This window comes from Aeromonas sp. s4 (assembly GCF_040907855.1).
GTDB lineage: Bacteria > Pseudomonadota > Gammaproteobacteria > Enterobacterales > Aeromonadaceae > Aeromonas > Aeromonas caviae.
In genome coordinates this window covers 1-14,212 of the sequence record NZ_JBFOCP010000059.1, presented here as the reverse complement: position 1 = coordinate 14,212, position 14,212 = coordinate 1, and the positions used below count along the sequence as shown (strand labels likewise).

At 64.4% G+C, this 14,212-nt stretch carries 9 protein-coding genes; all 9 read left to right on the top strand.

Annotated features, from left to right (window positions below):
* Nucleotides 1-12: 12 nt before the first annotated feature.
* Nucleotides 13-792, top strand: a complete 780-nt coding sequence (icmH, locus tag AB5Y89_RS20280) for a type IVB secretion system protein IcmH/DotU (protein ID WP_368224387.1) — start codon at nt 13-15, stop codon at nt 790-792.
* 20 nt (nt 793-812) lie between these two features.
* A complete protein-coding gene (gene tssH, locus AB5Y89_RS20275; protein WP_368224386.1) occupies nt 813-3,455 on the top strand; it encodes a type VI secretion system ATPase TssH in 2,643 nt (880 codons plus the stop codon).
* Nucleotides 3,456-3,457: 2 nt separating this feature from the next.
* Nucleotides 3,458-4,996 carry a sigma-54-dependent transcriptional regulator VasH gene (gene vasH / locus AB5Y89_RS20270; protein WP_207136885.1) on the top strand — a complete coding sequence of 513 codons (1,539 nt, stop codon included), beginning with the start codon at nt 3,458-3,460 and terminating at the stop codon, nt 4,994-4,996.
* Nucleotides 4,996-5,601, top strand: coding sequence for a type VI secretion system-associated protein VasI (gene vasI / locus AB5Y89_RS20265; RefSeq protein WP_183148589.1), 606 nt, complete (start codon nt 4,996-4,998; stop codon nt 5,599-5,601). The genes vasH and vasI overlap by 1 nt, the downstream gene beginning before the upstream one ends.
* Nucleotides 5,602-5,609: 8 nt before the next feature.
* Complete coding sequence (tssA, locus tag AB5Y89_RS20260; protein WP_368224384.1) at nt 5,610-7,055, top strand: type VI secretion system protein TssA; 1,446 nt, start codon at nt 5,610-5,612, stop codon at nt 7,053-7,055.
* A 41-nt stretch (nt 7,056-7,096) separates the two neighbouring features.
* Entirely contained in the window at nt 7,097-10,582 is a 3,486-nt protein-coding gene (gene tssM / locus AB5Y89_RS20255; protein WP_368224382.1) for a type VI secretion system membrane subunit TssM, read from the top strand.
* 46 nt (nt 10,583-10,628) lie between these two features.
* On the top strand, nt 10,629-12,059 hold the full coding sequence (locus tag AB5Y89_RS20250) for a VasL domain-containing protein (protein ID WP_368224381.1): 1,431 nt from the start codon (nt 10,629-10,631) through the stop codon (nt 12,057-12,059).
* A 257-nt stretch (nt 12,060-12,316) separates the two neighbouring features.
* Nucleotides 12,317-12,604 carry a type VI secretion system PAAR protein gene (locus tag AB5Y89_RS20245; RefSeq protein ID WP_017411057.1) on the top strand — a complete coding sequence of 96 codons (288 nt, stop codon included), beginning with the start codon at nt 12,317-12,319 and terminating at the stop codon, nt 12,602-12,604.
* A 10-nt stretch (nt 12,605-12,614) separates the two neighbouring features.
* The coding region (locus AB5Y89_RS20240) for a type VI secretion system tip protein VgrG (RefSeq protein ID WP_368224379.1) at nt 12,615-14,212 on the top strand (1,598 nt) is incomplete at its 3' end.

The window sequence follows — 14,212 nt, the reverse complement described above, 5'->3', positions numbered from 1 at the left end:
GAATAAGCAGAGATGACCACGGACATTATCAAGAACGAGCAACTCAGCGACCTGCTGTTCGATCATGCCGAGCAGCTGGACATGGATTCGGACTACTGGTTCCGCCTGCGCGGCCAGAGCATCAACCCGATGATCGATGCGGTGACCCCCTTGCTGGGGCTGGTGCAGCGGGTACGCCTGCTGTCGCGCTACGACCGGGTGCCCGAGCTCTACCAGCGGGTGGTAACCGAGATCCAGGCCATCGAACAGGAGCTGATGGCCCAGGGTTACGAGAACGGGGTGGTGCTGTCGTTTCGCTACATCCTCTGCACCTTCATCGACGAGGCCGTGATGGGCCGCGACTGGGGCAGTCAGAGCGAATGGTCCCAGCACTCCCTGCTGACCCGCTTTCACAACGAGACCTGGGGCGGCGAGAAGGTGTTCGTGCTGCTGGCCCGCCTGCAGGAAGACCCGGTGCGTTATCGCGACATTCTGGAGTTCATCTACCTCTGTCTGTGCCTCGGTTTCGAGGGGCGTTACAAGGTGATGAGCAAGGGACAAGGGGAGTTCGAGCGCATCGTGCGCCAGCTGCACAAGCAGTTGGCCCCCGAGGCCGGCGGCGAGGCGCCCAGCGTGTTTCACCTCGATCTGGGGCAGCAAGCCTCCCGCTATCAGCTGCGCAAGCAGGTTTCCCTGCGCAGCCTGTTCATGGGCGGCGCGCTGATCCTGGCGCTGATCTTTGGCCTCTATCACCACAAACTCAATAACCAGACCCAGGACGTACTGCGTCAACTGGGCGAATTATTAAAATAAATACCTAAGGAGAGCACGCCTTGATTCGTATAGAGCTACCGGTACTGGTGGAAAGACTCAACCCCATCTGCCGTCACATGCTGGAGGAGGCCGCGGCCCTCTGTGTCAATCACCAGGGAGCCGAGATCCGCATTGAGCACCTGCTGCTCAAGATGCTGGAGACCCCGCTGAGCGACGTGCGCCAGATCCTGAAGGTGGCCGAGGTGGAGGTGGAAGAGCTCAAGACCCTGCTGCAACCGTCCGCTGCCGACGGCAGCTATGGCCAGGGTTACCCCTCCTTCTCGCCCATGCTGGTGGAGTGGCTGCAAGACAGCTGGCTGCTCGCCTCCGCCGAGCTGCAACATGCCCAGCTGCGCAGCGGCGTCATGCTGCTGGTGCTGCTGATGACCCCCCAGCGCTATCTGCCGGGCTCGGTGACTCGCCTGCTGGCCAAGGTCAATCGCGAGCTGCTGCGCCAGCAGTTCGACGAGTGGGTCAAGGAGTCCGCCGAGACGCAGGTCACCACTACCCCCGGCAGCAAGACGGCCCAGGCCGCCCTGCCGGCCGATGCCAGCCTGCTGGCCCGCTTTACCGTGAACGTGACCGAACAGGCTCGTCAGGGCAGCCTGGATCCCGTGCTCTGCCGGGATCACGAGATCGATCTGATGATCGACATCCTCTCCCGTCGTCGCAAGAACAACCCCATCGTGGTGGGTGAAGCCGGTGTCGGTAAAAGTGCCCTCATCGAGGGGCTGGCTCTGCGTATGGTGGCGGGTCAGGTACCGGAGAAGCTGCGCGGGGTCGAGCTGATGACCCTGGATCTCGGCGCCATGCAGGCCGGCGCCTCGGTCAAGGGGGAGTTCGAGAAGCGCTTCAAGGGGGTGATGCAGGAGGTCAAGGACGCCGTGCAACCTGTCATCCTGTTCATCGACGAGGCGCACACCCTGATCGGGGCCGGCAACCAGGCTGGCGGGCTGGATGTTTCAAACCTCATCAAGCCGGCGCTGGCCCGGGGCGAGCTGCGCACCATCGCCGCCACCACTTGGGGCGAGTACAAGAAATACGTGGAAAAAGACGCGGCCCTGTCGCGCCGCTTCCAGCTGGTGAAGGTCGGTGAACCCGATGCCGACGAGGCCACCGTGATCCTGCGCGGCCTGCGCAGCATCTACGAGAAGGCCCACGGGGTGTTGATCGACGAGGAGGCGCTGCAGGTCGCCGCCCAGCTCTCCGCCCGTTACATCTCCGGCCGCCAGCTGCCGGACAAGGCTATTGACGTGCTCGATACCGCCTGTGCCCGGGTGGCCATCAACCTCACCACGCCGCCGCGCGCGGTCAGCCACCTGCAAAACGCGCTGCGCCAGCGCGAGCTGGAGATCCGCCAGCTGGAGCGCCAGAGCCTGATAGGTCTTGGTGACAACGCAGAGCGCCTGGCCGAGTTGCAGGCGGCCCAGCAGGCTTGCCGTGAAGAACTGGCCGAGCAGGAGGCCCGGTGGCAGCAGCAGCAGGGGCTGGTACACCAGATTGTCGAGCTGCGCGCAGCCCTGCTGGCCGATCAGCAGGATGAGATGCTGGCCAGAGAGGCGCTGGATCTCGCCGATGCACCGCTCGATCCGCAAGCCGCTGCCGAGCAGCTGGCCGCCCTTGAGTGCGAGCTGGCCGAGCTGCAGCAGGGGGAAGTGCTGGTCTCCGCTCACGTCGACAAGACCCAGATTGCCGCCGTCATCGCCGAGTGGACCGGGGTGCCCCTCAATCGCATCTCCCAGGGGGAGCTGGACGTGGTGACCCGATTGCCGGAATACCTCGGCGAGCTCATCAAGGGGCAGGATGTGGCGGTGGCCCACCTGCACAAGCACCTGCTCACCGCCCGCGCCGATCTGCGTCGTCCCGGCCGGCCGCTCGGGGCCTTCCTGCTGGTGGGCCCGAGTGGGGTTGGCAAGACCGAAACCGTGCTGCAGATTGCCGAGCTGATGTTCGGTGGCCGCCAGTATCTGACCACCATCAACATGTCCGAGTATCAGGAGAAGCACACCGTCTCCCGCCTGATCGGCTCGCCGCCCGGCTACGTCGGTTTCGGCGAGGGGGGCGTGCTGACCGAGGCGATTCGGCAGAAGCCCTACTCGGTGGTGCTGCTGGATGAAGTGGAAAAAGCGCACCCGGATGTGCTCAACCTCTTCTATCAGGCGTTCGACAAGGGCGAGCTGGCGGATGGGGAAGGGCGCATCATCGACTGCAAGAACGTGGTCTTCTTCCTCACCTCCAACCTCGGTTTCCAGACCATCGTCGACCATGCCGAGCAGCCTGACGTGCTGCTCGATGCCCTCTATCCGGAGCTCGCCGCCTTCTTCAAGCCGGCGCTGCTGGCGCGCATGGAGGTGATCCCCTATCTGCCGCTCGGTCACGATACCCTGGTGCAGATCGTGGGCGGCAAGCTCAACCGGCTGGTCAAGCTGCTCAAGGAGCGCTTCGGCGCCGAGGTGGTGCTGGACGACGAGGTGGCCGAGGAGATCCTGCTGCGGGCCAATCGCAGCGAGAACGGTGCCCGCATGCTCGAATCCGTCATCGACGGTGCCCTGTTGCCGCCGGTCTCTCTGCAACTGCTGCAGCGCCTCTCGGCCGGTGACCCCATCAAGCGCGTCCACTTTTCCGTGGCCGATCACCAGTTTGTGGCCGAGGTGGGGGCTTGAGTATGGAGCAAGCCCTCGCATTTGCCCTGGCCCTCACCGCCCAGCGCGATGAGCCGCACCTGTGCCACTGGTGGAGCTCGACCGTTCATGCCAGCTTCCAGCCCAAGGGGCTGCTGCTCGGCATGCTGGATGTGAGCGGCCGTCAGCTGGAGTGCCAAGGCTGGGTCAGGGGGAAGGAGGTGGCGCTGGGGCTGGCGGTGGACGATTTTTCCCACCCCCTTGCCTATGTGCTGCACAAGGCCCAGTCCCGCACCTGGGACTCCCTCTACGGCGGTGCCCGCATCGAGCACGCCGGTTTTCGCGCACTGCTGGCCAACCTTGGCCAGCAGTGCGGGCTGCACGCGTATCCGCTGCTGGATGGCAACGGCAAGCCGTTTGCCGTGCTGGCCCTGATGGATGAAGGGGAGGTGCTGCGGGCCTGGGCCGATGGCCCCGAGCTGGCCCAGCTCTCCCAGGTCTTTTGCAACCAGCTCACCCTCATTCGCGATCTCGGTCGCAGCCGGCGGGATCAGGGGGTACTGCGCGACTCCCTGCGCCAGATAAAGGGCGAGGGGGAGCGGCTGCGTCAACACGAGAAGCTGCTCGGCGATCAGCTGGTCGGTCAGTCGGCGGTGATCCGCGGGCTGCGCGAGCAGATAAGCCAAGCCGGCCAGCACAAGCTGACTGTGCTCATTCAGGGGGAGACCGGCAGCGGCAAGGAGGTGGTGGCAAGGCTGGTGCACCAGTGTTCCGATCGCGCCAACAAGCCGTTTGTCGCCATCAACTGCGCCGCCATCCCGGAGAACCTCATCGAGAGCGAGCTGTTCGGATACCAGAAAGGGGCCTTCTCCGGCGCCCTTGCCAACAAGACCGGGCTGGTGGCCCAGGCCAACGGCGGCACCCTGTTTCTGGACGAGGTGGGTGACATGCCCGCCGCCATGCAGGCCAAGCTGCTGCGGGTGCTGGAAACCCGCAGTTACCGGCCGCTCGGGGCCGAGCAGGAGTATCACTCCGATTTTCGCCTCATCGCCGCCACCCATCAGCCGCTCACCCGCCATGTGGAGGAGGGGCAGTTTCGGGCCGACCTCTACCACCGCCTCTGCCAGTGCCTGCTGCTGATCGCCCCCCTGCGCGAGCACATGGATGACGTGCCGCTGCTCTGCCAGCACTTCATGGCCCAGTTTGCCGCCCAGGATGGCAAGACGCTCGCCGGCTTGCAGCGCAAGTTCTTGAAACAGCTGCAGACCTATGACTTCCCCGGCAACGTGCGCGAGCTGCGAAACCTCTTGGAGGTGGCCTGCGCCCATACCCGTCACGGGGAGGAGGTGGGGCTGGAGGCGCTGCCGCCGGAGCTGCGCGAGCGGGTCTGCGTCGAGCTGCCCGGCGCCATGGACGACTACAACCACATCCGCGATCTGCGCCGGGCCATGCAGCAGTATGAGGCTTCCGTCATCGAGGCGCGGCTGCGCCACTTCCAGGGCAATCGGATGCTGGTGGCCGAGAGCCTCAACATTCCCAAACGCACCCTGGATCACAAGTGCCAGAAACTGGAGGTGAACTGATGAGTATCCTCGGCTTGTTACCGCTGCTGCTGGCCACCAGTGCGGCCGAGGTCCCGCTGGACATGGCGCGCTGGCAGGCCTGCCGGCAGGAGCCCTCGCCGCTGGTGCGGCTCGCCTGCTACGACGCCATCGGCAATGGCGCGGCCAGTGCCGCCGAAGGGGCCGCCCCCAAGTCGGCTGCCTGGCAGGCCATCTGGGCCCAGGAGCAGGCCCGCACGCCAGCGAGCGCGCCCTTCCTCTTGCAAAGCGATGAAACGCGCGGCAGTGAAACCCTGACCCGCCCGGCACTGCGCGGGGCGACCCTGGCCATCGGCTGCGTCGACAGCATCACCCATATCCGGTTGCGGCTGGATCAGCCCTGGAGCGGCGAGAAAGTGCAGGTCGAACTGGATGGTCAGCCGAGTGCCGGCTCCCAGAGCTGGTTTATCCGGGATCAGGGTCTGTTGCTGGAATATGGCCGCGGTCTGCCCGCCATCGAGGAGCTCAAGCGCTGGCAGGGCCATCGCGAGCTGCAGGTGCGGGCCGACAACGGTGCCCTCTTGCGGGTCGACCTGAGCGGCCTGAAAGAGGCGCTGGCACCGCTGCGTCAGCAGTGCCGCTGGTAGGAGGGACGATGAGCTATCAACATCCCTGGTGTGCACGCCTGCTCACCAGCCTGCCGGATGAACAGATAAGAGGCGCCGTGCTGGCTGACGAGCCGCGCTGGGACTACGTGGAAACCGAGCTGGTCAAGCTGGGATCCCTCGCTCACAGCCAGGTGGATCTCAATGCGGTGGCCGAGGCCTGCCTTGGCTTGCTGGAGAGCCGCACCAAGGACATGCGGGTGCTGGCCCAGCTGCTGCGCTGCCTGCAGCACCCGGCCAAGGCGACCCCGCTGGGGGCTGCGATCAGCCTGCTGGAGGCCTGGATCCAGGCTTACTGGCTGCTGGCCTGGCCCGGCAATGCCAGCCAGAAGCAGCGACTGATGGTGCAAATCGTCAAGCGCTTCGAAGGGGCCCTGCCGCGCATTTGCGAGAGCGCCTCGGCGGCCGAGCTGGCCCAGTTGCTGGCCCAGGCAGAGCAGCTGGAGCGGGTCTGGCTGGCGCAGTGTCCCGACAAGGGGGAGCTGCTCGACCCGCTGGTGATGGGGTTGAAGCGGGCCCAGCGCCAGCAGGTGGCACAGGCTGAGGCGAATGCGGCAGGGCAGCCGCAGAGCAGCGGCGCGGCGGCAGCGGGCTCCCCGGCCTTGGCGGCGTCGACCGCCAGCGGTACCGGCGCCATGGTGCTCAGCGGTGGTGGCGGCAGTGCCGCCGTCGACGTCGACAGCTCCAACGATCGCGCCTGGCGCCAGACCCAGCTCAAGGTGGCTGAGCTCCTCATCGAGCGTCAGCCGGAGGCGGCGGTGGGTTATCGGCTGCGCCGTCACGCCGTCTGGGCCGGGATCACGACGGTCCCCATGAGCGGGGCGGGCAATAAAACCCCGTTGGCGCCCATGTCGGCGGACATGGTGGACGAGTACCGCGCCGCCATGAACGCCCCTGATCAGGGGCTCTGGCAGCGCATCGAACAGAGCCTGACCCTGGCACCTTACTGGTTCGAAGGGCACAGGCTCTCGGCCGAGGTGGCCCAGAAACTCGGCTTTGGGGCGGTGGCCCAGGCGATCGCCGAGGAGCTCGGGACTTTTCTGCAGCGCCTGCCGGCCCTGCGGGAGCTCGCTTTTAGCGACGGCTCGCCGTTTCTCTCCCCCGAGTGCGGCCGCTGGCTGCAACCGGCCAAGGGAGGCAGTGCCGGCAGTGGTGAGGCGGGGCTGGCCGAGGAGGTCGCCCAGCGCCACGGCGAGCAGGGGGTTGCAGCGGCGCTCGCCTTGCTCGATGAGCGGATAGCACAGTTGAAAGAGCCAAGAGATCGCTTCCACGCCTTGTTGGTGCAGGCGGAGCTGTTGGCGCAGGAAGGCATGGAGGCGCTTGCGCGCCAGCACTATCAACACTTGTGGCAAGAGGCCAGTCGCCTCGGGTTGTCGCACTGGGAGCCCGGGCTGGTCAACCGCCTGGAGAGCCTGGCGGCGCCGTTGTCGAAATGAGTGCCGAAATGAGTCATTGAGTCGGAGTTGGATCACATTTTATGTTCAAAACCATTTTTACTTTTCTGCGGCAACAGCTGCCGAAATTGAAACCCTCCTGGCCCCTGCTCGGTGCTGTGCTCTGGGGGCTCGCTCTCATCCTGGTGTGGTGGCTGGGCCCTCGTCTCGAGGTACGCGGCGCCAAGCCGTTCGAGCCGCTGTGGGGGCGGGTGGTGTTCACCCTGCTCTGGCTCTGGTTGCTGCTGGGAGTGGTTTCCTGGCGGGTGTGGCGCAAGATGCAGCAGCTCAAGGCCGAGCGCCGGCACGAGGTGGTGCTGGAGCAGGATCCGGTCAAGGGGCTCATCGACAGGCAGGCGCTGTTCCTCGATCGCTGGCTGCAGGCGTTGAATACTCATCTGGGCAAGGGGGCGCTCTACGCCATGCCCTGGTATCTGGTACTGGGCCTGCCCGGCAGCGGCAAGAGCAGCCTCATTCACCGCGCCAATCCGGCCAACAAGCTCAACCCGAGACTCGACACCGAGCTGCGCGACGTAGCGCAGGATCAGCTGGTGGATTGCTGGTTGGGGGAACAGGCCGTGATGCTGGATCCCGCCGGTGTGCTGCTCTCCCAGAGCGAAGCCGAACTGGATCCGCAGGCCCGCAAGCATGAGCGGCTCTGGCTGCACCTGCTCGGCTGGCTCAATGAACACCGTCGTCGTCAGCCCCTCAACGGCCTGGTGCTGACCGTGGATCTGGCCTGGCTCTCCCACGCCAGCGTGGCCGAGCGCAAGGCCTATGCCCAGCTGATGCGCTCGCGCCTGCAGGAGGTATCGGCCACCATGAATACCCGGTTGCCGCTCTATGTCACCTTTACCAAGCTAGATCTGCTGCGCGGCTTTGACGTTATCTACCAGCAGCTCGACAAGGAGGCCCGCGAGGCCGTGTTGGGGGTGACCTTCAAGCCGGGCGCCGACTGGCAGCAGGATCTGGCCCTGTTTTGGGATCAGTGGGTGGACAACCTCAACCAGAATCTGCCCGAACTGATGCTGAGCCGGCTCGATGCCGCCCAGCGCAACGCGCTGTTCTCGTTCGTGCGCCAGCTGGCGGGCCTCAAGGATTACGTGACCAGCCTGCTGGCCGAGACCCTGGCCATCGAGGAGAGCAAGCCGCTGCTGGTACGCGGGGTCTATGTCAGCTCCGTCTATCAGCAAGGGGTACCGTTCGATGCGTTTGCCCAGGCGGCCTCCCGCCGCTACAACCTGCCAGAGCCCATCCACTCGGCCCTGCGCGGGGAGTCCAACACCTATTTCGTGCGTCAGCTCTTCTCTTCCATCATCTTCCCGGAGGCCCATCTTGCCGGCGAGAACCGGTTGCACACCCTCTATCGCCGGCGCCGCATGGCCATCGGCCTCAGCTGTCTGTCGCTCTTCTCGGCCGCCCTCATCGGTGGCTGGCACTACTTCTACCGGGTCAACGAGGAGGCGGGTCGTAACGTACTGACCAAGGCCCAGGCCTTCATGGAGACCAATGAGGTGGCCGACGCCCACGCCTTCGGGGTGAGCCAGCTGCCGCGCCTCAACCTCATTCGCGAGGCGACCCTCTCCTTTGGCAACTACCGCGAGCGGATGCCGCTGGTGGCCGACCTCGGCCTCTATCAGGGGGACGAGATTGGTCCTTATGTGGAGGGTTCCTACCTGCAACTGCTGAGCCTGCGCTTTCTGCCGGCCCAGATGCAGGGGTTGCTTGAGGATCTCAACCAGGCACCTGCGGGGAGCGAGGAGAAGCTCGCCATCCTGCGGGTGATGCGGATGCTGGACGATGCGTCCGGTCGCAACAAGGAGCTGGTGGCGCAGTACATGGCGAGCCGCTGGCAGAAGGCCTTTCCGGGGCAGGGGGCGGTGCAGGAGCAGCTGATGGGGCACCTGGACTATGCCCTCGATCACACCAACTGGTATGGTGCCAGGGCCGAGCGGGATCAGGCCGCCATCACCGCCTTCGTGCCGTTCAAGGAGCCGGTCTACGGTGCCCAGCGCGAGCTCGGCAAGCTGCCCATGTATCAGCGGGTCTACCAGAATCTGGTGGTGAAGGCGGGTGATGTATTGCCGCCGGATCTCAACGTCCGTGACGAGGTGGGCCCCACCTTCGACACCGTGTTTGCCCTGCGCAGCGACAACGCCGGCCAGGTGCCGCGCCTGCTCACCTGGCCCGGTTTCAACGATTTCTTCCTGAAACAAGACAAGGCGCTCATCGATCTCACCGCGATGGATGCCTGGGTACTGGGCCAGCGCAAGCTGAGCCAGCTGAGCGAGGCGGATCGCAAGGAGATCACCCGTCAGGTCAACGACCGCTACGTTACCGATTACGTCAACCAGTGGCAAAAACTGCTGACCAATCTGGACGTGCAGACCCTGGAGAGCCCGGAGCAGGCATTGGATGTGCTCGCTGCCATCACCGGCAACGATCAGCCGTTCCAGCGGGTACTGGCCTCGCTGGATGACAACACCCGCATTCGCAAGATCTCCGATGTGGAAGGGGACCCGGCCCAGGCCATCAGTGCCCGCATCGGTCGTCCCTTTATGGCCACGAATGGAGTATTGGCTGGACGTGGCGAGCAGGGACCGCTCATTCAGGAGGTCAACCAGAAGCTGGTGGAGCTGCAGCACTACCTGGAGCTCATTGTCAACGCCACCGAGCCGGGTCAGTCCGCCTTGAAAGCGGTGCAGCTGCGCATGACCAACAAGTACGCCGATCCGGTGTTCGCCCTGCAGCAATATGCCCGCAGCCTGCCGGCCCCGCTCGATCGCTGGGTGGGTCAGCTCTCCGAGCAGAGCTCGCGACTGGTGATCGATCTTGCCATGTCTTCCCTCAATCAGGAGTGGCAGGACAAGGTGCTGGCCCCCTTCAACAGCCAGCTGGCCGGCCGTTATCCGTTTGATCCGAGCTCGAACAAGGACGTGCCCCTCTCGGAAATGGAGCGCTTCTTCGCACCCAACGGGACGCTGGACAGCTTCTATCAGGTCAACCTCAAACCCATGGTGGAGAGCGGCCTGATGGAAGGGGAGTTCAGCTCCCCCATCCAGGCCGAGCTGGTCAAGCAGCTGGACCGTGCAGCCCGCATCCGTCAGATCTTCTTCAGCCAGCAGGGCAACCTGGAGGTGCAGTTCGCCCTTGAGCCCATCGAGCTCACCGCCAACAAGCGGCGCAGTGTGCTGAACCTGGACGGCCAGTTGCTGGAATACGCCCATGGCCGCCGTACCAAGATCCCGCTGGTGTGGCCCAACACCATGCGCGACGGGGCCGAGAGCAAGATCACCCTGGTACCGGCCGCCCGCGAGCGTTCACCGCGCAGCGAAGGCTTCGTCGGCCCCTGGGCCATGTTCCGCCTGATGGACAAGGGGGAGCTGACCCAGGTCAATGACGCCACTTTCGATGTGCGCTTCCCGGTGGATCAGGGGGCAATGACCTATCGCGTCTACACCGACAGCGCACAAAACCCCTTCACCGGCGGCCTGTTCAGCCAGTTCAGACTGCCCGAATCCCTCTATTGATCGCGTCGGGGGCACGCTGTGCCCCCTTTCTGCGTTGGAAGTTCATATGTCACAGAATCAACAAGGTCAGCAGGCCCTGAAAGTGGGGCGCGACCCCAGAATGTTGCCGGAGTACGAGGCGCTGCGGGCCGAGATCAACAAACTCAGCCACGCTTCGCGCCCCGAGGTGGACTGGCAGCGGATCCATCAGCTCGCCAGCCTTATCTTCGAAAAACACGGGGTGGATCTGCAGACCGCTATCTACTTCACCCTGGCGCGCTCGCGCCTGCAGGGGCTGAGCGGTTTTACCGAAGGGTGCGAGTTTCTCGCCAACCTCATCGTCACCCAGTGGGAGAGCTTCTGGCCGCCGGTCCATCAGGAGCGGGCCCGCATCGAGATGCTCGACTGGTTCATTGCCCGCATCAGCGACGTCATTCGCCAGTACCAGATCAGCCACGAGGACAAGCGGCTGATCTATCGCTGCGAGCGGGCGCTGCAGCTCATCAGCGAGAAGCTGCACAACGCGGATCTGAGCCGCATCCCCCGGGTCGAGAATCTGGTGCACTTCATCGAGGGGTATACCCACCTGTTCGATGAGACCGAGATCGTCATCGTCTCCGACGAGCCGGGCCTCAAGGAGGATCTGCAGATCCCGCCCATGGTGTTCTTCAAGTCCGACCTGGAGAGTGAGCACGGCGGCACGGTTTCGGCATCGACCCCGCACCTGCCCCAGGGCAGCATTTTGGTGGGGCGCGAGAAGGGGCAGGTCAAGCCCACCGTGCTCAAGATAGAGCAGCACCGCCGGCAGCGTCCGGCCTGGTTCTGGTTTGGGTGCGGCCTGCTCAGCTGCGCCCTGCCGGTGATGGGGTGGCTCGGCTGGCAGCAACATCAGCAGGAGAAGACCGTGGCGGCCCAGCGTCTGGTGCAGCCGGCCGCCGAGCTGCCCCGAGCCCTCAGCTACGACGACATTCGCCAGGCCCGCATCGTACTGGGGGAGCAGACCCTGCAGAACATGGAGAGCGATCTGGTGGCCCGCTATCAGAACCAGTTGACCCGGCTCGAGCAGACGTCGCCGCTCTACTGGTATCGCTACGGCGAGGGGCTGCGCAACTCGCTCTTGATGCTCTATCCCGACTCGCTGGCGGTCAAGGCGCTGGACAAGCAGTGGCAGACGCAGCTTGGCGGCCAGCAGGGGGATGTCATCAGCGTGCCCACCTACCTGGATGCCCGCGCCGGGGTGGATGCCCTGCTCGATCAGCTGCTGGAGCTGGAGCGCCAGCGCAAGACGGTGACCATCTCCTACCTCAAATCCCAGCTCTACGAAGTACAGAAGAACCTGATGCAGAACATCCCGTTCAGTCTGCGCCTCGGTGAACTGGAGGCGAGAAAAGCCTCCCAGGAGCCCATCACGGCTGCCGAGCTCAAAAGCCTGGAAAATGATCTGAAAGCGCTCAATATCCGCCTCTATCAGCTGCAGCAGGGCGCTTCCGGTAGCTGAAAATGCTGCCTTGAGCAAAAAATTGCGCAAGACGCGGTGAGTTTGACTGGCAAGGCAAGGTTTGCCGGGAAACTTGCCCTGTCTTGCGCAATGGATTGCAGCAGATTGGTCTGATGCAGCGAGCCTGAATCGTAATTGGCTGATTTTTAATGTGATTGTGGGCGACTTTGCCATGGCATGGAGGCTGCTGGGTCGCCGTTTCAACTGTCTCTGCACCAGGCTGCGCTTGCACCATGGTTGCCCCACGGAGAATCCAGATGTGCCCTTCTATTGCATTGCTCGGTGACATCGGCACCGACCACGATGGTTTCCACCCATCCCCCGTGATTGCCGCCAGCCCAGATGTGTTCCTCGATGGCAAGCCGGTGGCCCGCCAGGGTGATCCGCTGGCCCCCCACGACAAACCCAACAATCCACCCCATCCGCGCAGCATCTCGGGCGGCGTCGGCTCTGTGCTGGTCAACGGCAAGCCCATCGCCGTGACCGGCACTGCCGTCGGCTGCGGCGGCGTGGTGATTGGCTCAGGCAGCGGACAGGCAGGTTAAGGAGCGCTTCATGGCAGACAGCACAGGATTACAATTTACCGTCAAGGTGGGGGCCCTGCCCGAGAGCACCTTCGTGGTGGCCGAGTTTGCACTGGATGAGGCGTTGAACCGGCCGTTCAACCTGCGCCTGGAGTTGGCGAGTGCCCAGCCCGACATCGACGTTGGCACCGTGCTGGACCAGCCGTGTGAGCTGCTGGTGTGGTACAACGGCGAACTGCAGCGCCGGGTGTGCGGGGTGGTGAGTGACTTCGCGCAGGGTGATAGCGGTTTTCGCCGCACCCGCTATCAGCTGCTGGTGCAGCCGGCCCTGTGGCGACTCTCTTTGCGCCAGAACTCCCGCATCTTCCAGGGGCAAAAGCCCGATGAAATCCTCAGTATTCTTTTGCAAGAGCATGGCATCACCGACTATGCCTTTGCGCTCAAGAATGAGCACACCAAGCGGGAGTACTGCGTCCAGTATCGCGAGACCGACCTCGACTTCGTGAATCGCCTCGCCGCCGAAGAGGGGATGTTCTACTTCCACGAGTTTGAAGCGGGCAAGCACCGCATCGTGTTTGCCGATGACGCGGCCGCCCTGACTGCCGGCCCCGAGCTCTTCTTCAACCTCGGTAACCGCTCGCTGGAGCAAGGCCCCTATGTAAGGCAGTTTCACTACCGGGAGGCAGTGCGTCCGAGCGATGTGGAACTCAAAGACTACAGCTTCAAGACCCCGGCCTACGGCCTCTCCCACAAGAAGGTGGGGGCGGAGCTGACCCACCAGCGCGACACCTACCAGCACTTCGATTTTCCGGGCCGCTACAAAGCGGACCCGAGCGGTAAGGCGTTTGTCCAACACCGGCTGGATGCGCTGCGCAATGACGCGGTGGCGGGCCAGGCTAAGTCCAACTGCGCCGCCTTGCTGCCGGGGCAGAGCTTCTCGCTCACCGAACACCCCAACGGCAGCCTCAACACCGACTGGCAAGTGGTGCGCATCCAGCACACCGGCTTGCAGCCGCAGGCGCTGGAGGAGGAGGGGGGGAGCGGCCCCACCATCTATCACAACGAATTCGGGGTGGTGAAAGCCAGCACCACCTGGCGGGCGCGCATCGGCAGCCCCGAGGCACCCCACAAGCCGATGGTGGATGGCCCGCAAATCGCCATGGTGGTGGGCCCCGAAGGGGAGGAGATTTACTGCGACGAACACGGCCGGCTCAAGCTGCAATTCCCGTGGGACAGGTATGGCAGTTCCAACGACCAGAGCTCCTGCTGGGTGCGGGTCTCTCAGGGCTGGGCCGGGGGTCAGTACGGCATGATGGCCATCCCGCGCATCGGCCACGAGGTCATCGTGAGTTTCCTGGAAGGGGACCCCGACCAGCCCATCGTGACCGGTCGCACCTACCACGCCACCAATCGGCCGCCCTACGAGCTGCCAGCCAACAAGACCCGCACCGTGCTGCGCACCGAGACCCACCAGGGCGAGGGCTTCAACGAGCTGCGTTTCGAAGACCAGGCTGGCAAGGAAGAGATTTATATCCACGGTCAGAAAGACCTGAACGTGCTTATCGAAAATGATGCCGCCTGGCACATCAAGCACGACCAGCACACCGATATCGACAATGAGCGGGTGAC

Bases quoted from the DNA above. Each gene is read 5' to 3' on its own strand.
- AB5Y89_RS20245 (WP_017411057.1), top strand. From the start codon at position 12,317: ATGTGCCCTTCTATTGCATTGCTCGGTGACATCGGCACCGACCACGAT.
- icmH (WP_368224387.1), top strand. From the start codon at position 13: ATGACCACGGACATTATCAAGAACGAGCAACTCAGCGACCTGCTGTTC.
- vasH (WP_207136885.1), top strand. From the start codon at position 3,458: ATGGAGCAAGCCCTCGCATTTGCCCTGGCCCTCACCGCCCAGCGCGAT.
- vasI (WP_183148589.1), top strand. From the start codon at position 4,996: ATGAGTATCCTCGGCTTGTTACCGCTGCTGCTGGCCACCAGTGCGGCC.
- tssA (WP_368224384.1), top strand. From the start codon at position 5,610: ATGAGCTATCAACATCCCTGGTGTGCACGCCTGCTCACCAGCCTGCCG.
- tssM (WP_368224382.1), top strand. From the start codon at position 7,097: ATGTTCAAAACCATTTTTACTTTTCTGCGGCAACAGCTGCCGAAATTG.
- AB5Y89_RS20250 (WP_368224381.1), top strand. From the start codon at position 10,629: ATGTCACAGAATCAACAAGGTCAGCAGGCCCTGAAAGTGGGGCGCGAC.